This is a genomic window from Phyllobacterium sp. K27, assembly GCF_054796155.1.
The window spans coordinates 240,480-260,030 of record NZ_JBTWND010000003.1 but is presented as its reverse complement, the minus strand read 5'-3'; the positions used below and the strand labels follow the sequence as shown (position 1 = coordinate 260,030).

Sequence of the window (19,551 nt, the reverse complement as noted above, 5' to 3'; positions counted from 1 at the left end):
CCGGAAGAAGAGCCGCCCGAGGAGCTACAATTCTTGTGGCCGGTGCATCTGCAGGTTCTTCTTCTGGCCAGTGCTCAGGCGATGTTCCGCGGAACGGCGCTTTGCCAAAGTTATTCCGGGAATGATCAAGGTGCGCCTTATTGTTCCTGTCTTGGGACAGATACCTGAACTGTCCGAACAGCCCAGCAGGCAGCAGTCGAGAAGAGAAGGTGAACCACCCCGGCGTACCAAGGGGAAGGTCAACGAAGGTGTCATGTATCTTTTCCATGCTCAGGCCGCCTTCTCTGCGGAGGTGGTACGGATCCAGTCACGCAGGGCAGCATCGTAGTCGTTGGCTGCGGCCTCAAGCTCAGGAGGTGTCAGCTTGTCCGCCTTATAAAGCACAAACGGCTTTCCCCAGAGCAAACCGCATCGGTGCGCCGTGGCTTGCAACGGCGCGAAGAGTTCATTCATGGGGAACATGTTGCGGCCGCCAAAGCGATAGGCGTCGGGACTGTTACCTGCCGTTGCAGCGATCATGAGCTGCGTTCCCTGCAGACGGCGCCCCTCTGACTCGTAGACGAGGTAGAACATCCGTGTGAGGACGGCATCCTGCCAAGCCTTCAAAAGAGGCGGCGTCGAATACCATTGGACCGGGAATTGCAGCACGAGATGGTCTGCGGTCAGGAGTCTTGCCGCCTCTCCCTCGCCATCTCGAACCATGTCGATGCCCGTGGGGTAGGCGGCATACATGTCGACAACCTCTGTAGCAGGCCCGGCGGCGGCAGCACGAGCTAGCGCTGCATTGGCCTTGGAACCGGGCAAATTCGGGTGAAATAGAAGAACAAGGGTTTTGGACATGACCGTCTCCTGCATGGATGGATGCAGCTACGATAGGGCACACAAAAAGATCATTCCAATCGATATCTTATATAGTCTATTATCCGTACCATGAATTTACGGTCGGTCGATCTCAACCTTCTGGTGATCTTGGATGCTCTGCTGGATGAAGCCCATGTCAGCCGCGCTGCCGACAGGTTGGGGCTGTCGCAACCTGCAACGTCAGCGGCGCTACAACGCTGTCGTCATCTGCTCCAGGACGATCTCCTTGAACGCGGACGCGGCACGATGCGTTTGACGCCCAAAGCAGCGTCACTGCGTGCGCCTTTGAAGTCTCTGCTGGCGGGCGTGGCTGATTTAGTCGATCCCTCGGAGGTTTCTCTCCCCGACATCCGACAGACGCTTCGGATTGCCATGGCTGATTATCCGGCACTGTTCGTCATCGGCCCCCTGCTCAAGAACTTGCGAGATACTGCACCGGGTATCGATCTCGTGATTCAACCGTGGCAAGGAGCCGAAGCGATTAAAGCCGCTCTTCTCGACGGCATTAGCGACATCGCCATTTCTGTGTTTCCCGATATAGACGAGGATATCCACCGTGAGGAACTGTTGACGGAGCATTACGTCGTGGCGATGCGTCCGGGTCACCCTTGCGCCGGCAGCTTCAACCTCGAAAGGTGGCTCAACTATCCGCATATCCTTGTATCCGGGCGTGGAGATCAGCGCAGCCCCATAGATGCTGAACTTGCTAAAGTAGGTCGTTCGCGACGTGTAGGTCTCGTGGTGCCCACATTCCAGATGGTGCCTGACCTGCTGCGAACTTCAGACATGGTTGCCATGCTCCCCTCACGTGTCGTGCCTCCAAGCGGAGAATTGAAGACTTTCCCGACACCAATCCCCTTCAGCAGCTTCACTCTGCACCTCGCCTGGCACCGACGCCGGGTGAATGATGCAGGGCTACAGCATGTGGCCAAGTTGCTGACAAACCTGCTGCGATGATGGTGATCGCCCTTTCAGTGCGGCCAAGCCCGAATCTGGCTTATGGCGCTGGGCAAGTGCGAGCTTCCGCCTCAGAAGGCTCGCAAAGTTTAGGCCGTTACGCCTGCCGACAGCCGCCATGGCGAATTGATAGCGAGTAAGCCTCGGATGCTCAGCCGGGGTTATAAGTGAAACGTTACACGGGTCACTCGGCACTGGTTGTCTCTGATCTGGATCACAGACAACCAGTGCCGGGAAACCGCCAGCGATCTCGCGACTTCCTCAGCGTAAGGCAAAAGGGTTGCTCGGAACCTCGTTAGAGGTCGATATCCAAACGCTCTTTGTCTCCAGAAATTCGTAGATTGATTTCAAGCCGCTCTCACGGCCAATACCCGATTTCTTCATCCCGCCAAAAGGCATCATATAGCTGACTGCGCGGTATGTGTTGACCCATACCATTCCCGCTTTCAACGCTTTCGTCATCCGGATTGCCCGGCCTATATCCTTGTCCACACGAAAACCTCACCGGTATAGGGATTAAAGCTTTCAAACCATTCTCCGCCGTCAGAATCATAGTTGTTTCCGCCGATAAAGAGCTGACATTTTTGCATTTTGTCCTGTCAATTGCTGGCTGATCTGCTGTTGCCGGCCATCATCAGAATGCGGCCTCGTAGATCGCCAAGGCATCTTTTTCGGCCAGTTGCGAGCTTGACGCCAGTTCCATAAGTCCGGTCGTGATCGAGACTAGGTCCTATTGAATGATCGGGCGCCAGATACACAGTTCGATTCCCGTCAGGACAAGGAATACCAGGTTCAAACCACCGCTGCTCACACCGGATACCAGACGATAGCGACTGAAAAACCAGTTAAGGAGGGCGAGGTGGAGTACGCTAAAGACTTAGATTGCGGCTGGATCATCGTACACCTCAAGGACATCTAGGTCATTATTTCCATAATGGAGAGCACCAAAATTGAGTTAGCCTCTATCAACAACTCCTGTAGATGCCGACCACTTAGGTGCAGAGCGGACGCGATCAATATCTCACTTCAACGTGAGGCTATTTGCCGTTGTACGAGTTCGATCAGCGCGCGCAATGCTGGTGAAGCCTGACGCCTGCTCGGATAGTAGAGGTAAAAGCCGGGAAAACGCGGTGCCCAACCCTTGAGGATCAACTGGAGGCGACCCGCAGCCACCTCGTGCTTCACCTGGTCCTCCAATAGGTAAGCCACACCCAATCCAGCTACGGCGGTTTGAACCAGAACCTGCGTGTCGTTGACAACGATCGGTCCATCCACCGCGATCTCGAACTCTTTGCCATCTCGCTCGAATTCCCAACGGTAGATATTGTGGGTGGTCGGGCCGCGATAATTGAAACAGCGATGATGCCTTAAATCATACGGCGTTTCGGGTGTTCCCATCCGCTCAAGATAGGCGGGCGCTGCTACACACATCAGGCGTTGGGGTCCACTGATGGGCAGGGCGACCATATCTGCATGCAGTTTCTCGCCGAGGCGGACGCCTGCATCATATCCCCCCGACACAATATCGATGAGCCCTTCCTCAACCGTTATGTCCAGTATCAATTCCGGATGAGCATTCAGCAATGGCGCCAACAGCGGTGCCAGATAGTGGGAAAGGGCAATCTGAGTAGTGTTTATACGCAAGGTTCCCGCAATAACGCCGCGTGAAGACACGACATCACTGATGGTCGCATCAAGATCGGCAAGAATCGGACGCAGTTTCTGGATGAGGCTTTCACCCGGCGCGCTCAGGCTGACGCTACGCGTCGTCCGATTGACCAGTGTTACTCCCAAGCGGGCTTCAAGTTTTGCTATTGTCTGGCTCAGAGCAGATGCTGACATGCCAAGATGCGCGCTGGCGCGGCGAAAACTGCGGTGCTCTGAAAGCATGGCAAAGGCGCGCAATTCTGCATAATCCGATCCCCGCATTATATCTCCATTGCTTAATGACCTATAGAGATAATACACGATTATCAAATCAATGGAATGCGTCAGTATAGATCCGAAAGGAGACTGACATGACACTTGCACTTGATCATTATCGCCTGCTTGGCCGCTCTGGCCTGCGGGTTTCGCCTATAGCGCTGGGTACAATGACTTTTGGCACCGACTGGGGCTGGGGCACAGAAGAAGCCGACGCGCGCCGCATTTTCGATGCATACGTCGCTCGGGGTGGTAATTTCATCGACAGCGCCAATCGTTACACCGAAGGCACCTCTGAACGCTTTGTCGGGAACTTTGCCAAGGGACGCCGCGACCAGCTCGTTATAGCGACAAAGTACACTTTGCCCATGCGCCCAGGCGACCCAAACTCCGGCGGCAATCATCGCAAGTCTATGGTTCGCTCGGTGGAAGAGAGCCTGAAAAGGCTCGGTGCGGATTATATCGATCTTCTTTATTTGCACGCATGGGATTTCACTACGCCGGTTGAGGAGGTGTTGCGCGGCCTGGATGATCTCGTGAGATCCGGCAAGGTGCTTTATACCGGGGTTTCGGATATTCCCGCGTGGCAGGTATCACGCATGCAGGCTATTGCAGATCTGCGCGGGTGGACGCCACTTGTCGCATTGCAAGTGGAGTACAACCTGATCGAACGGACCTCCGAGAGTGATCTCACTCCGATGGCGCAGGAGATGGGCCTTGGCGTTATACCATGGTCACCATTGGCAAGCGGTGTTCTTGCCGGAAAATATTCAAAGGCCGACCTTGGCAGGATTCCGCGAGGGTCTGCGGCAGAAGGCACGCGCAGAGACGTTGCGGTGGGCAATGGTTCCCTGACCGAGCGGGGGCTTGCAATTGCCGATGTGGTAAAGAAGATTGCCGGAGAAACCGGTAACACACCATCACAGGTCGCACTTGCATGGACATTGCTCAATCCAGCAGTGACAGCACCTTTGATCGGTGCACGGACATTGCAGCAGCTTGAAGAAAATCTCGGCGCTTTGAATGTGGTTCTGGATGAGGAACATCGCCAAAAGTTGGAACAAACAAGTTCAATTGATCTCGGCTTTCCACATGAATTCCTTGCCCGCCCGATGACGCAAGCCATTATGACAGGCGGGTTAAAAATTGACCGCCGGATTAATAGCTAGGTGGTGTTTTCCGGCATGGATGGGGCATGTCTTATAATACAGACCTATCTGTTGCTACGATGATTTACGGGATTTGGATCGCCTCTGAACCGGTCGACCTTTCAATGCTGGCCCTTCGCCCATTACGAGGGCACCAGTATTCTGAGATGTGCGAAATGCTGTTTCAATATGCGCTTGACTGACCAGCGAACGGACAGTCATTCAGTGTTATCTTCAGTTAAGGAGGGAGGGAGAGATGCAATCCAGGCTGTTCGTTACCTCCTTAACTATTCCAAAAAAAGCGGCCGGGGACGCATTCCATGCGTTCTGTTTGGCGCCAGATACTCATCAATAATGATAAGAGACGGGCACTATATTTGACGGCGAATGACCTGGCCACTTCTGCCCGGGAAACCCTTGCCGATATTCGAGTAAGCAATCTTGCCATTGACGAAAACTGTTTCAAGGCCCATTGCAGCGGCGATCGGCTTTTCAAACGTAGCTACATCCGCGATCAGAGACGGGTCGAACACCACCAGGTCTGCAAAATAGCCTACCGCGAGCTGGCCTCGATCTTTCAGGCGGAATTTTGCCGCAGGCAAGCTCGTCATCTTGCGCACTGCTTCCTCCAGCGAAAACAGCCCGACATCCCGTGAATAGTGGCCGAGCACCCTGGGGAATGTGCCCCACAAACGCGGGTGCGGATGCTGGTCGTGGGGGATTCCGTCAGAACCGATCATCACCAAGGGGTTGCTAAGGATGCGCCGGACGTCGTCTTCATGCATATCAAAATAGACGGCGCCAGCCGGCATAAGCCGAGCGCTGGCCTCTTGCTGACTTATGCCCCACTCTTTGGCGATGTCGACAAGGTCGCGCGCTGCCATCTCGGGGTGGGTTGTGGACCACGTTACCATCACGCGAATGCTCTCATCCACCCATTCTGGGAGCAGGATCGTTGAGCAAGCTGCATAGGGATATACGTCCACCCCAACCTCTTGCCGGCTTGCTGCGGCTTCAATTGCCTGCAAGGTCTGGACACTTCGTCCCCAGTTCTTCCTGCCCGCGCATTTGTGATGCGACACAATAACCGGAACGTCGGCTCGACGACCGGTCTCAAACGTCTCTTCGAGCGATTCCATGACGAAATCATCTTCATCGCGCATATGGGTGGTATAGACGCCACCCGCCAACGCCACTTCGCGGGCCAGAGGTACCACTTCGTCGATCTCGGCTGCACGGGCCGGAGGATAGTAGAGGCCGGACGACAGTCCTATGGCCCCGTCTTCCAGGGCCAAAACCAAGGTCTTTCGCATTTGTTCGATTTCTGACTCATTCGCAGGTCGATCGAGATCGTCCATCACCGCTACGCGCAAGGACGAGTGGCCGACGAGGGCGGCGACATTGATCGCTGGCGACGCGGTCTCCACAGCGTTGAAATAGTCAGCCATGCGGTTGAAGCGAAAATCGCTAGTGCCGCCGAGCAGGTTCAAAGGCTGAGGTGGCTCCCGGCCACCCAGAAGTAACGGTGCAAGGCTGATGCCGCAATTACCGACAATCACCGTCGTGACACCCTGACTTACCTTGGGGGTCATCCGGGGATCGTCCAGAACCAGGCGATCATCATGTGTGTGAACGTCGATGAAACCCGGACTGATCGCCCGTCCGCCCAGGTCCAAGCTTTCGTTGCCCAGCAGGGTGTCTTTGTCACCGATGCCCGTAATTCTATCGCCCGTTATGCCGATTTCACCCTGGAAGCCGGGGGTCCCGGTGCCGTTAATGATCAATGCATTCCTCAGTACAAGGTCGTGTGTGGTGGTGAACATCGGTTGGGCACCTTCAATTGTATCGTTGCGTGGAAATGTAAGAAAATAAAAATCAATTGACAATAGTTTAATAAACTAACAAATTCTCCATACTCAAAATCGATGAAGGGTGCCAGTTGCAAAAGCGTTTGATTGAATATCTGGCCTCCTCGGAAGCCAGCAAATCCGAGAAAGCGATCGGCAGCTACATGCTTGCGAACATGAATGGCATCCCTTTCGAAACAGCGGCATCGCTGGCTGAAAAAGTGGGAGTCAGCGAGCCAATGATCGGGCGTTTCTGCCGTTCCTTGGGCTACCCACACTTCAAGGCGTTCAAGGAAGTCCTGAGGGAAGATATAGGTGATCGACCGTGGTTGATCGGGGACCGCCTTCAGCAGTTCCGCGAACGCAACAAAAACGGGCGCGACGAGCTCGCGCACAGCCTGGACCTCGAGATCGCGGGTTTGGTAGCAATCTATGAGATGGCACGATCCTCGTCATGGAAGCGGGCTGTTGAACTTTTGTCCCGTTCGTCTGAGGTTTATGCTGCGGGCTTTCAGACGGAACGTGGTGTTGCGCAAATATTTGTCAATCAACTGCAGTATCTGCGCCCGGGTGTTCGTCTCCTGGACCTCGCTGCCGGTAATTTTTCCGAGCTGCTCCTGGCCGATGCCGGAAAGTCCTGTGTCGTCATTTTTGAGATGCGGCGCTATTCGAGACTTGCCCCGCTATTGGCCCAGCATGCCAGAGCGGCCGGTATACCGGTCATACTGGTTACCGATGAGTTCTGTACCTGGGGGCGGGAAGTGGCTGACGAAATGTTCGTCGTGCCCACGCAGTTCAACCTGTTTTGGGATTCGAACTCCCTGATGGTCAGTCTCACCAATCTGCTCATCAACGGTGTGTTCGCGGCTCTGGGCACAACGGTCGAGGACCGGATGAACCGCACCTCCGAGTTGTACAGTAATTTTACCGGATATGTGGGCGACCCGAGCGGTCCGAAAAGCCTTTCAAACGCATTATCAAAAAGAAAAAAGGGGAAATAAATGAAACATATTCGCAATCTACTCACGGGCACGGCATTGCTCGCCTCAATGGGCGGCTTTTCCGGCGCGTTACTAACCACAGCGCAGGCGCAAGAAGCCACCTTCGTCATTGCCTCGTCCGCCGTTGGTGCGCCTAGCTACTATCCGCTTAAAGCAACGATGCTGAACGTTTCCAATTATCTCATTTATGACCGTCTGGTCGAGCAAGACGAAAAACAGCAGTTCCATCCCCATCTGGCCGAATCCTGGGAATCGGCCGCCGATGGGATGAGCTGGGTTTTCAAACTCAAGCAGGGCGTCAAATTTCATGACGGCGAACCCTTCAATGCCCAGACAATCGTGGATTGGCTGCCCCTTTTTCAGGGGACAGAAAACCAGTTCATGGTCAATGCCATCGAAAAAGTTGAAGTCATCGATGACCATACTGTCAAGTTGGTAATGAAACAGCCTGATCCGAATGTGCTGTTCAACTTCGCCAGCGTATTTATGGGAGTTCCGAGTCCCAAGGCAATCAAGGAACTGGGAGATAGTTACGGCATTACCGGCGCCGTCGGAACAGGGCCCTACAAGCTCGAGAGCTTTGCTGTCGGCCAAGAAACAGTCCTGAGTCGCAACGATGACTACACATGGGGATCCGATCTGTCGCAGAACAAGGGACCTGCCAAGATCAAAACTCTGACGATGCGGGAAATTCCCGAGCAATCAACGGCCTTCCTTGAGCTGAAGACCGGCGGCATAGATCTGCTTTACGACGTGCAAACCGATTTCTTGCCGCAGATCGGTGCCACAGCAAATCTGGCAACGCTCAACCTTCCTGGACTCGTCGTCATGTATATGCCGATAAACACCAGCGTCGAGCCGTTCACCGACGTGCGCGTCCGTGAGGCAACGGCACTGGCTGTCAATCAGAAGGAAATACTGGATAACATCTTCCACGGCGTCGGTACCGAGGCCCACAACTTCCTGATCAGCTCGTTGGCTGAAGCCAATGTCGATCCGAAATTCAATGTCTCCTATGATGTCGAGAAAGCCAAAGCCCTCCTGGACGAGGCGGGATGGAAAATGGCGTCCGACGGCATCAGGGTGAAGGATGGAAAGCCACTCTCCGTCACACTCTGGACCCAGGGCGATACCGAGTTCAAGCGGGTGTCAGAGGCTGTTCAGGCGCAGCTCAAAGCGATCGGTATGAAGGCCGAGATCACGATCTACGATTCTAGTACCATTCGCGATCTCTATAAAAAGAACGCACATCAGCTCGCGGTACGCAGCTACGACTGGACCAATGCCGACATCCTCGATTGGTTCTTCAGCGCCCAGCGTCTGGGTTATCCCAATATTTCGATGTGGAATGATGCACGATCAGAAGAACTGAACAAGAAGGCGATGACTCAATCCCGCACGTGGGAGGAACGAGTTGCAAATTTCACAACCTACCACGAGTACATCCTCTCCCAGTGGCTTTTTGCGCCGATTTATCAGCCGGTGCAGAACATTAGCTACAACAAGGAGCGGCTTTCCATGCCCGACCAAATTCGTGGTCCAGGCCTGAGAGGGCAAACCATCCTCGATATGAACATCGTTCAATAGAGTGTGATGGGAGCGGGGGAAGAAGTACATGTTTGCATTTACCGTGAAGCGCTTGCTACTGCTTCTCCCGGTGTTTTTCGCCGTCTCGCTGACGATTTTTCTCATCGTCCATCTCGTTCCGGGCGATCCGATCGACAACCTGTTACGCATAGGCGCGACGCCACAACAACGAGCGGAACTTGTGGCAAAATATGGACTTGATAAGCCGCTTCTCCAACAATATGGAATCTGGGTCGTCAAACTTTTCCGTGGCGATCTTGGCGAGGCGATCGTGCTTCGACGCCCGGTGGCGACCTTGATAGGTCAGAACCTGCCCTACAGCCTTACACTCGGAAGTCTGGCGCTGTTGTTTTCAACATTGGTCGGTATCACAGCAGGTGCTTTCGCTGCAGTCCACAGGGATAGTCTGGCCGACCGTGGCATTATGGGTTCCGTACTTCTGGGCTCTACAGTTCCAGGTTTCTGGATCGGCCTCCTTCTGATCCTTGTTTTTGCTGTTCAACTCGGGTGGTTTCCGGTTTCCGGCGCGCGCAGTTGGGATGCGCTCGTCCTGCCGGTGCTCACGATTGGGCTTGGCGGAACAGCCCTGATTGCCCGTGTGACGCGCGTCGCCATGATCGATATTTCACAAAAGGATTTCATTCTTCTGCTGCACGCCAAGGGCCTCCCGAATTGGCGCATACAGATATTCCATATCCTGCGGCATGCGCTGATTCCGGTCATTACAGTTCTGGCGCTGCGCATCGGCTGGGTTTTGGGTGGTGCAGTCACAGTTGAATTCGTCTTCGCCCGTCCGGGTCTGGGCACCCTTCTCATCAAAGCGTTGAACCAGCGTGATTACCCCCTCGTGCAGGGGTGCCTGCTCATGCTTGCAATTGCCGTAATGCTTGGAACGCTTGTTGGAGATTTGCTTCAGGCCGCGATGGATCCACGCTCAAGGGACGCAATGAAATCATGACATTCAACAAAGATAACACTCTTTGCCGCGTGGTATCTTCGCCAAGCGGTGCAATCTCTACACTGTTTCTTGGGGCAATCATATTCACAGCACTGTGCGCAGACTGGATCGCGCCCTATCCATACGATATCCAGAACCTTCCGATTGCAAATATGGCTCCATCGGCATCACACTGGCTTGGCACTGACGAGTTTGGACGGGATGTTTTCTCGCGCATTATTTACGGCGCCCGGACTTCGTTGAAAGTCAGCGTTGTGGCCATATCGGTTTCGGTTTGCGTGGGCATGTTTCTGGGTGCCATGAGCGGCTATCTGGGAGGCGCATTCGACCGCGTGGTTACCGCCGTTGTCGACCTGACATGGTCGTTTCCGGAAATACTGATTGCCCTGATCTTTGTTGCAATTGTCGGTGCAGGAACGTACTCCACAATGATGGCCATAGGCATAGCCTATCTTGCCCAATTCACCCGGCTTACGCGTGCACAAATACTCAGTTTGAAAAACGAGACCTATGTCGAGGCCACTGTCAGCCTTGGTGCGGGCCCGTGCCATGTCGTGTTTGGTCACCTGCTGCCCAATGCAATGCCCCCCATTATTGTCGCTGCAATGCTTGCTACGGGAGACGGTATTATCCTGGAAGCCACTCTGGGCTTTTTTGGCCTCGGCGCCCAGCCTCCGGTTCCCAGTTGGGGTGGCATGATGAGCAATGGTACGGCGCAGATGTTTACTGCGCCGTGGATCATCATTTTCCCCGGTTTGACGGTGGCGCTGGTGGTGATCGCGATCAATATGCTCGGAGACAGTCTGATTCGCGCGCTTGATATCCGCACTCAGGTAAGGTCAGCTTGATATGCCGCTCCTCTCGGTCGATAATCTGTCCATTTCCATTGGCGAAGTAAACCCTCTGAACGGCATCAGCTTTGCCATCGACAAGGGCGAAATTCTTGGCATCGTGGGCGAATCCGGTTCTGGCAAATCCCTTACCGCCCTGACTGTAATGGGACTTCTGCCGCTTAGCCGGGGGAGGGTTCGCAGCGGATCGATCGTCTTCGATGGCATCCAGTTGACCACGTTGCCCGAGCCTGCATACCGAAAGCTCCGGGGCTGCCGGATTGCCTTTATCGCGCAGAATCCGATGACATCGCTCGACCCGGTCATGTCAGTCGGCAACCAGATTGATCAGGTTCTGCGGCTCCATTTGAAAATGACGCGCAAAGCAGCCCGGCAGCGCAGTATCGAACTTCTTTCCCAGCTTCGTATCTCCGAAGCGGCTGAAGTCTGCAACCTGTACCCCCACCAGTTGTCAGGCGGCATGAAGCAGCGCATCGTCATAGCGATGGCGCTTGCTGCGGACCCTGACCTGATTATCGCCGACGAACCAACAACAGCCCTCGACGTAACCGTCCAGGCCCAGATCATTGAGTTGATGGTGCAGCTTGTGCGGCAACGCGGCATGGCTTTGATGCTCATTACGCACGATATGGGCGTCATTGCGCAGGCCTGCGATCACGTCGTCGTGCTCTATGCAGGTCGAGTGGCCGAAAGCAACGGCGTCCACGCCATATTCACCCAGCAAAATCATCCTTATACGCAAGCGTTGATTCAATGTATTCCACGTCCGGACATGGCGCGAGGCAGCCTCAAGGGCATTCCGGGAAGTGTCCCCAGCGTTGCTTCATATGACGCGGGATGTCGCTTTCACCCCCGTTGTGCGATAGCCGCTGACATTTGCCACACCACAACTCCTTCGCTGACAAAAACTTCTGGTGGAGGCCTCGTCGCCTGCCACTTCAGCCCGGGAGTACAGGGATGACTGACGCTCGCTCGCCCGCCTTGGTTTCGCTTGTCGGTCTCAACCGAATGTTTGGCGGCAGTCGCCGTCTTTTTAGCAAGCCGCGCACGATGTATGCCGTCAGCGATGTCTCGCTTCAGATCGAGCGTGGCAGTGTAACCGGCGTAGTGGGCGAATCCGGATGCGGAAAGTCTACTCTTGCGCGTCTGGCCCTGCGACTGATTGATCCGACCTCCGGCAGCGTGATGTTCGAGGGCATCGATGTCAGCACACTGCCGCCGAAGGCGATGCGGCGCATGCGGCAGCGCATGCAGATGGTTTTCCAGGATCCCTACTCGTCAATCGATCCCCGCTACCGGTTGCGCGATGCCCTCATCGAGCCATTTCGCCTGCAAGGTATCAAAATGTCCAAAGCAGAATCGGATGCCAAGGTTGCGGAACTTCTGTTGATGGTTGGCCTCAGCCCGGAGCTGGCTCACAGCTATCCGCACCAACTGTCCGGTGGTCAAAAGCAGCGGGCCGGCATTGCACGCGCCCTTGCCCTTCAGCCAGACTTTCTGGTTCTCGACGAGCCGACAGCTTCGCTGGATGTTTCGATACAGGCCCAGATCGTCGGCTTGCTGGAAAAACTGAAGGAAGATCTTGGTCTTACCTATCTCTTCATTTCCCATGATCTCGGGCTCGTCCGATATTTTTCGGACACGGTCGTGGTGATGTATCTTGGTCGCGTGGTTGAACAGATGCCGGACTCCAAGGCCATGCCACGCCATCCCTATACAAAAGCGCTTCTCGACAGCACATTCGAGCCGGATCCAAAGTTGCGACGGCTGGTCGCGCCTCCGGTGGGCGAAATTCCCAGTTCCTTCGATCTTCCGCCAGGATGCGCTTACTCTTCACGCTGTCCCTATGCTCAGGACCGCTGTACGCAAGAGCGCCCGCAACTCCTCCCACATGTTGAGCGCAGCGATGAACCCACCAATGCGGCTTTACCTGCGAAGGTGCATCCCGTCGCCTGTCATTTTCCGTTGTCGCCCAATGTCATCTAAGGAACAAACATGCCCTTCCAGGTTCTGACCGCAGAGTTCAAGCACGAGTCCAACACCTTCAACCGAAATCTGACGGGCTATCAAGCATTTAGCGACAAGTTCCTGTACTTCGGCGATGAAGCCATCGCCAGGCGTTGCGATGCCAACACAGAGCTGGCGGGGTTTCGTGACTGCGCACAAAAGTTCGGCTGGAAACTCGAGCATGTATTGAGCACCACGGCTGAGCCGTCCGGGCCTGTTACCAGGGAGGCTTTCGATCGGCTCGCAGGCCACATTATTGAAGCGCGAAAAAGAACAGGAACAGCATTTCAGGTGTGCTGCTGGGATTGCATGGCGCAATGGTGACTGAGTTTTGCGAGGACGGCGAGGGTGAGCTGCTTTCGCGGCTGCGTGCCGTGCTTGGCCCGGACATCCCGGTGGCAATTACACTCGATCTTCATGCAAATGTCACGCCGAGAATGTGCGAGCTCGCCAACATCATCGTGTCCTACAAGACCTATCCTCATGTCGACATGCGCGAGAGGGCAAGGCAGGCGGGACAGATCCTGCAAAGGACCATGCTGGGCGAAATCAGGCCTCACACCATCCGGGCACACCGTCCCATGCTTGACGAGGCAAGCACCGGTCGCACCGATGTCGGCCCGATGATCGGATGGGTAGCGCGGGCAGTAAAATATGAAGAGCAACCCGATGTCTTTGCCGTTAGCGTCAACGCGGGTTTCGGTAGCGCCGATATATCGGATGTCGGGCCCACGGTCTTGGTTACCTTTCAGGGTTCGGACCCCGCTCACCGGACGTTTGCAGAGGGTATCGCCGACGAAATTTGGGAGGGACGGCACCAGTCCTACAATACCTATTATTCCGTCGAACGCGCAGCAGCCATATGCAAGGAACATCGACATCCAGACAAGCCGATCATTGTGGCAGACTATGCCGATAATCCGGGCGGCGGCGGTTATGGAGATTCGACCGAACTGTTGCGCGCGCTTCTCCAAGCGAAGGTCGAGAACGCCTGCTTCGGTCCCCTGCTTGATGTGGAGGCAGCGCACGAACTTGCGGGATGCACAATCGGTGAGACGGTGACGATGAAGATCGGAGGAAAGACTGATCCTCGGTTCGGCGGTGGGCCACTGAGGCTGACCGGAACGTTGATGCTGGTCAGTGATGGCCTATTCACCGGCAGTGGCCCGATGATTGGTGGATTGCAGCTCAGTTTCGGTACGTCGGCCGTGTTACGTGTTGAAGGTATCGACATACTGATCGTTACTCGTGTGACGCAGATGCTGGACCTTCAGCAATTCGCCGCGTTCGGGATCGATCCGACACGAAAGTCGGTTGTTGCGCTCAAATCCATGCAGCATTTTCGGGCTGCCTTCGAGCCGATCGCCGATAAGGTGATCGTGTGTGACAGTGGTGCACTGTGCACATTACAGCTCGACAAGCTTCCCTATCGGAATGTGCCGCGACCCATCTTTCCGCTCGATAGAACCATGGAATATGTCGCTGGCTCGTGACGTGTAATTGGTGCTGTCAGCCGCTTTACTGGTTCTTTTTAGGAAACGATTTTGATTATTGATAGTGATGTTATCGTGCTCGGAGCCGGAATTGTGGGCGTTTCCACCGCCCTGCATCTACAGGCCAGGGGGCGTACGGTGACCCTCGTTGATCGCAGAGGTGTCGGCGAGGAAACCAGCTACGGAAATGCTGGTCTTATCGAACGTTCCAGCGTCATTCCATATGCATTTCCTCGCCATATACCGACCCTTTTACGTTTGGCTCTAAACCGCTCGTCGGACGTACGTTATCATTGGAATCATCTGCCGCGCATCGCACCCTGGCTGTTCCAATACTGGCGCAACTCTTCACCGAAACAATTGGCTGCCCTCGCACGGGACATGCTGCCCTTGATCGAGCAAAGCGTCAGCGAGCATCAATCCCTGTTAAAGGACGCGGGCGTTACTCATCTTGCCCGCGCGACAGGATGGCTGGAAATATGCCGCTTGCCGCGAAATCTTGCGGCATCGACACAGGAGGCTGAGCGCCTGGGCGAATATGGATTGCGCTACGACATTCTGGATAGCCGTCAGCTCCGGGAACTGGAACCTGAGCTGAGTCCAGACCTTGCGGGCGCTGTTCATTGGCGCGATCCAGTTACTGTCTCAAGCCCGGGCGATGTCACAAAAGCCTATGGTGCACTGTTCGTGAAGCGCGGAGGATTGGTGCTCAATGCCGACGCGCGAAATCTGCGACAGTCCAACGGACGATGGTGCCTTGCGACAGATCGCGGTGACGTCCAGGCGCAGCACGCTGTAGTCGCGCTCGGGGCGTGGTCGACGGATGTTGCGAAGCCGCTTGGATACTCTTTTCCAATGGCGGTAAAGCGCGGTTACCATATGCATTTCCGACCATCCCGGGAGGCTGCCCTTGCCATTCCTGTCGTGTGTGAGGAAGGAGGCTTCGTTCTTTCGCCGATGCGCGACGGAATTCGGCTGACGACGGGCGTCGAGCTGGCCGCTCGCGATTCCGCGCCTACGCCCGTTCAACTGCACAAAGCCGAGGCGATCGCAAGAACGATGTTCCCATTAGGCGAGCGCGTAGACGATCAGCCTTGGCTGGGCGTGCGGCCATGTCTGCCCGATATGAAGCCAGTTATAGGACCAGCCGGAAACCATGGAGGCTTGTGGTTCAACTTCGGCCATGCCCATCACGGATTTACCCTTGGACCCGTCAGTGGACGTTTGCTGGCCGAGCAGATGACGGGAGAAGTGCCTTTGACGGATCTTTCACCATACCGCTGGGATCGTTTTTGAGGGCCGCTACGGTGACACCGCGGCGACATGACGAAGCTTGCGCGCCTCGTTGGCGCTTTGATAAGCCAGTTCTCAATAAGAGCTTCATTCGTTCCACATGTAAATTTTTCGAAGCGGTTGCTCGAACTCACTTTTCAAGGCGTACTACTGAGTAGGTTGCCACAATAGGCTTTTAATCGGGGTTGTAGATCTTCAGGCTACAATCAAAAACGCTCCAGAATCGCCCCTTATCGGCATTTTCAAAGGAAGGATTTCTGGCAACTTCCGGTATCACACAAATGCCGAATTCCGATGAGGGCGTGGCAAGATTTCAGGTCACTCGCGTGTTCGTTTCGATTCGTCATGCGAGGAAAATGCATATCAGCGTGGAAACTATAGTGCGCTGAATGCTAGCGCCGGGCCGACTTTCCCAAGTGAAACGTCACTAACCGATGAGGACACCTCTTGCCGCAGTCAGCCAAGACGATCCCGTCAACCATAAAGCTGGCGCGATCGGATACGAGAAACGCCACAATCTCGGTAGCGTCAGCCCCGGCGATCGGCGCGCCCTTACCGTGCTAGGTCAAACGACGACTCATTGTTGACTAGTATGGAAGTGTGAAGGTATATAATTTAATGGGGGAGATCGTTATGTCGTCGTTTCTATCGCAAGGCCAAGAACTGGAGCGCAGTGCGGCTGTAGGGCCGCAACTGCACCGTCTGTTGCGCGAAAAGATCATTCGGGGCGACCTGCCGCCGGGAACTCGTGTCTCCGAAACAGAATTCGCTGCGGCCTTTTCCGTCTCGCGCCAGCCGGTGCGCGAAGCCTTCATCAAGCTTGCGAAAGAAGGTCTCGTAGCGGTTTTGCCCCAGCGCGGAACCTTTGTGACTCGTATTTCCGTTCCCGCCGTGATGACCGCCCGCTTCATCCGCGAGGCGGTGGAAGCCGATATCGTTCGCTGCGTCGCCGAAACGGCAGATGCCAGCGTCCTTGCCGCGCTCGATGCCCAGCTTTCCCTACAACGCGCCGTGCGGGACGGAGCCGACCCCTCGGTCTTCATGCGGCTCGACGAAGAGTTCCACCGCATGCTTGCCGAGTTCGCGGGCCAGCGCAACGTATGGGATTACCTCGAGGGACTGAAAACGCAGATGAATCGTGTGCGCCACATCAGTGCGCGCCAATTTGCGCTGGACAAGCTCATATCGCAGCACACGGCTGTCGTTGAAGCGATTCGAAACGGTGATGCCGCGCTAGCCGAGGATGGCATGCGTGTGCATCTGCGCGAAATTATCCTGGACCTGCCCGACATCGTTCGAGCCGTTCCGAGCTTTTTCGAAAATGCGGAGGGCATCCTTTGACGGCTTTATCCGATCCTCTTGAGCCGATTGCTTCCTCCCCTGCATACCCCTCGAATCATGGCGCGCAGGAGTGGGCGGCCTGGTTCTGGCAGGCATTCCTACCCGGATGGATTGCGCGTGCATCCGACCCAGCAAACGGTGGTTTCTTTGACACTCTCAATGCGCAGGGTGCACCGGTCGCAGATGCGCCCAAGACCGTGCTCGCCCAGGCTCGCCTGCTGTTCACGTTCTCCCATGTGGCTTTGCTGTCTGGTGACACTGCAATGCGGGCAGCGGCCCGATCTGCCCATGCGTTTTTGCGGCATTTTCGCAAGGCGTCAGGTCTCTATCGTCATGCTGTGACGAGGGACGGGCGTCCTACCGGCACGCCCCATGACACCGTCGCGCGCAGCTACGACCAAAGCTTCGTCATTTTGGCGCTCGCCACCTGGGGAAGACTGGCGCCCAGTGCTGAAACGGCAGCGGAAATGGAGGCCTGCTGGCAGGCAATTGAGGGCCACCTCCACGATCCTGCGTCCGGGCTGCTTCTGGAGAACGACAGCGTTGTTGAACCGTCGGCGCCCGAAGCGCCTCCGCGTGCGCAGAATCCGCACATGCATCTTTATGAGGCCGCGCTACAGGCTTTCGAGATGACGGGCGAGACCCGATGGATGGAGCGGGCGACACATGTCCGCGACACTGCCTTGCATTTCTTTCTCGACCGACAGAGTGGCACGATCGTCGAATTCCTGTCGCCCGACCTGCAGCCCCTACCGGAGCCGGACGGAAAGCGGCGTGAGATCGGCCATCAGTGCGAATGGGCCTGGCTTTTGGACCGGGAAGCCCATCTGGGCAGCGATGCGGCCATGCGCGCTACGGCGGCTTCACTTATGGCATTCGCGCTTCGGCACGGGTTTGCCGAAAACGGCTTGATGCACGGTGCCGCCTACGATGCGGCGGCAACTGACGGAACATGGCGGGAGGAACGCTTTCTCCTCTGGCCGCAGACGGAAGCAATCAAGGCATATGTCGCGCGCCACCTCAACGGCGACGCGCAAGCCGGCGCGAATGCGCAGGCGCTGCTGACTCTGATATTCGTCCGCTACTTCGCCGGGCGCCCGGCTTTCGTAAACCAGCTTGACGCAACCGGCGCAGTGCTCTGGCCCGATGCACTGAGCCGCCTGCTTTACCACCTTGTCCTTGCGCTGACCGAGGGCGCAGGCGCAGGCCTTTGGCCTGGACCAACCCGGATACCAAATGGAGGAGTATAATACATGTTCAATCTGAAGACACTTAGCCTTGCTGCTGCACTACTCGCCTCGACCGGTGCAGGCGCTTTCGCGGACGTGAAGTTTGCCTTGTCCACGTCGCAGAACGCGCTGGACCCGTTGGCGATGGCGATGGAAGTCGCGGCTACCCGCATCGAGGAGCGCTCCAAGGGCGCGATAACCGTTACCGTCTATCCGTCCTCGCAGCTCGGGTCGGACAACGACGTGCTCGAGCAGATCCGCAATGGCGCAGCCGTTGCCGTGCTGGTCGATGCGGGCCGCCTTGCACCCTTCAAGAAGGAACTCGGCATTCTCACCGCGCCCTATCTCGTCGACGATTACAAGCAGTATGCAGCAATTACAGCATCGCCGGTCTACGGTGAATGGATCGAGGATCTCGCGTCCTCGTCGGGTATCCGCCTGCTGAACTACAACTGGTTCCAGGGCACCCGCCAGATGTTCACCAAAAATCCCGTCACCAAGCCGGAAGACCTGAAAGGTGTTCGCGTCCGCACGATCGACGCGCCGGGCTGGCTGGCAACAATCAATGCACTTGGCGCTACAGCCGTTCCTCTACCCTGGTCCGAGGTTTACTCGGCTCTTCAGCTTGGAGCGATCGACGGTGCCGAAGCGCAGTTAACCGGTGCCTATGGCATCAAGCTTCATGAAGTCACCAAGAACCTTGCCTTCGTCGGCCACGTCCAACTTCTGACCGGGTTGGCAACCTCGGAAGCTTGGTTCAAGTCGCTCTCGCCGGAGCACCAGGCCATAATCACCGAGGAGTTGGCGAAGGCTGGTGAGGAAGCATCTGCCGGGACGGTCGCTAAAATCGACACCGTGTTGGCGGATATGAAGGCGGCGGGCGTGGTGATCAACGAGGTGAATGTTGATGACTTCAAGGCGCTCGTGCCGGGCGTTTATGCCGAACTCGACCTTGAGGAGGCCCGTGACGCACTGAAGCCCTTCATTGATGCGGCAAAGCCTTGAAAGTTTAAAGGAAGGCGCGGCCATGCTGCGCCTTCTTGTTAATGCGCCAA

At 55.9% G+C, this 19,551-nt stretch carries 16 protein-coding genes and 2 pseudogenes; 14 read left to right on the top strand and 4 right to left on the bottom strand.

All coding sequences use genetic code 11. The annotated features are described in order from the left end of the window. Positions 1-270: 270 nt before the first annotated feature. On the bottom strand, positions 271-840 hold the full coding sequence (locus ACYJL1_RS19005) for an NAD(P)H-dependent oxidoreductase (protein ID WP_460898491.1): 570 nt from the start codon (positions 838-840) through the stop codon (positions 271-273). A 90-nt stretch (positions 841-930) separates the two neighbouring features. Here ACYJL1_RS19005 and ACYJL1_RS19000 point away from each other — a divergent pair, with 90 nt between their 5' ends. Then, on the top strand, positions 931-1,818 hold the full coding sequence (locus ACYJL1_RS19000; protein WP_460898490.1) for a LysR family transcriptional regulator: 888 nt from the start codon (positions 931-933) through the stop codon (positions 1,816-1,818). 261 nt (positions 1,819-2,079) lie between these two features. Here ACYJL1_RS19000 and ACYJL1_RS18995 read toward each other — a convergent pair. Beyond that, positions 2,080-2,304 (bottom strand): annotated as a pseudogene (locus ACYJL1_RS18995) (aldehyde dehydrogenase family protein); the annotation flags it as partial. Between the two features lie 540 nt (positions 2,305-2,844). Further along, positions 2,845-3,747 carry a LysR family transcriptional regulator gene (locus tag ACYJL1_RS18990; RefSeq protein ID WP_460898489.1) on the bottom strand — a complete coding sequence of 301 codons (903 nt, stop codon included), beginning with the start codon at positions 3,745-3,747 and terminating at the stop codon, positions 2,845-2,847. Positions 3,748-3,836: 89 nt separating this feature from the next. On the opposite strand from ACYJL1_RS18990, the gene ACYJL1_RS18985 reads away from it, so the two are divergent. Beyond that, positions 3,837-4,910 (top strand): aldo/keto reductase, encoded by a 1,074-nt coding sequence (locus ACYJL1_RS18985; RefSeq protein ID WP_460898488.1) that lies wholly within the window; start codon positions 3,837-3,839, stop codon positions 4,908-4,910. A 350-nt stretch (positions 4,911-5,260) separates the two neighbouring features. Here ACYJL1_RS18985 and ACYJL1_RS18980 read toward each other — a convergent pair whose 3' ends face one another. Continuing rightward, entirely contained in the window at positions 5,261-6,712 is a 1,452-nt protein-coding gene (locus ACYJL1_RS18980; protein ID WP_460898487.1) for an N-acyl-D-amino-acid deacylase family protein, read from the bottom strand. Between the two features lie 128 nt (positions 6,713-6,840). Between ACYJL1_RS18980 and ACYJL1_RS18975 the strand changes: the two genes are divergently transcribed. The 12 genes and pseudogenes from ACYJL1_RS18975 to ACYJL1_RS18920 all read left to right on the top strand — a co-directional run bounded on the left by ACYJL1_RS18975 (position 6,841) and on the right by ACYJL1_RS18920 (position 19,501). After that, a complete protein-coding gene (locus ACYJL1_RS18975) occupies positions 6,841-7,737 on the top strand; it encodes a MurR/RpiR family transcriptional regulator (RefSeq protein ID WP_460898486.1) in 897 nt (298 codons plus the stop codon). Further along, positions 7,738-9,324 (top strand): ABC transporter substrate-binding protein, encoded by a 1,587-nt coding sequence (locus tag ACYJL1_RS18970; RefSeq protein ID WP_460898485.1) that lies wholly within the window; start codon positions 7,738-7,740, stop codon positions 9,322-9,324. 28 nt (positions 9,325-9,352) lie between these two features. Then, positions 9,353-10,282 carry an ABC transporter permease gene (locus ACYJL1_RS18965; RefSeq protein ID WP_460898484.1) on the top strand — a complete coding sequence of 310 codons (930 nt, stop codon included), beginning with the start codon at positions 9,353-9,355 and terminating at the stop codon, positions 10,280-10,282. After that, the gene (locus ACYJL1_RS18960; protein WP_460898483.1) at positions 10,279-11,130 is read left to right on the top strand and encodes an ABC transporter permease; all 852 of its coding nucleotides are present in this window, start codon (positions 10,279-10,281) and stop codon (positions 11,128-11,130) included. The genes ACYJL1_RS18965 and ACYJL1_RS18960 overlap by 4 nt, the downstream gene beginning before the upstream one ends. 1 nt (position 11,131) lies before the next feature. Beyond that, the gene (locus ACYJL1_RS18955; protein ID WP_460898482.1) at positions 11,132-12,094 is read left to right on the top strand and encodes an ABC transporter ATP-binding protein; all 963 of its coding nucleotides are present in this window, start codon (positions 11,132-11,134) and stop codon (positions 12,092-12,094) included. Continuing rightward, complete coding sequence (locus ACYJL1_RS18950) at positions 12,091-13,119, top strand: oligopeptide/dipeptide ABC transporter ATP-binding protein (protein ID WP_460898481.1); 1,029 nt, start codon at positions 12,091-12,093, stop codon at positions 13,117-13,119. The genes ACYJL1_RS18955 and ACYJL1_RS18950 overlap by 4 nt, the downstream gene beginning before the upstream one ends. Positions 13,120-13,128: 9 nt before the next feature. After that, positions 13,129-13,937 (top strand): annotated as a pseudogene (locus tag ACYJL1_RS18945) (M81 family metallopeptidase); the annotation flags it as partial. Positions 13,938-14,039: 102 nt separating this feature from the next. Then, the gene (locus tag ACYJL1_RS18940; protein WP_460899161.1) at positions 14,040-14,633 is read left to right on the top strand and encodes an MlrC C-terminal domain-containing protein; all 594 of its coding nucleotides are present in this window, start codon (positions 14,040-14,042) and stop codon (positions 14,631-14,633) included. Positions 14,634-14,684: 51 nt separating this feature from the next. After that, positions 14,685-15,929: an NAD(P)/FAD-dependent oxidoreductase gene (locus tag ACYJL1_RS18935; RefSeq protein WP_460898480.1), complete on the top strand. Its 1,245-nt coding sequence runs from the start codon at positions 14,685-14,687 to the stop codon at positions 15,927-15,929. A 630-nt stretch (positions 15,930-16,559) separates the two neighbouring features. After that, positions 16,560-17,267: a GntR family transcriptional regulator gene (locus ACYJL1_RS18930; RefSeq protein WP_460898479.1), complete on the top strand. Its 708-nt coding sequence runs from the start codon at positions 16,560-16,562 to the stop codon at positions 17,265-17,267. Next, on the top strand, positions 17,264-18,517 hold the full coding sequence (locus tag ACYJL1_RS18925) for an AGE family epimerase/isomerase (RefSeq protein ID WP_460898478.1): 1,254 nt from the start codon (positions 17,264-17,266) through the stop codon (positions 18,515-18,517). The genes ACYJL1_RS18930 and ACYJL1_RS18925 overlap by 4 nt, the downstream gene beginning before the upstream one ends. 3 nt (positions 18,518-18,520) lie before the next feature. Further along, positions 18,521-19,501: a C4-dicarboxylate TRAP transporter substrate-binding protein gene (locus ACYJL1_RS18920; RefSeq protein ID WP_460898477.1), complete on the top strand. Its 981-nt coding sequence runs from the start codon at positions 18,521-18,523 to the stop codon at positions 19,499-19,501. Positions 19,502-19,551 lie beyond the last annotated feature (50 nt).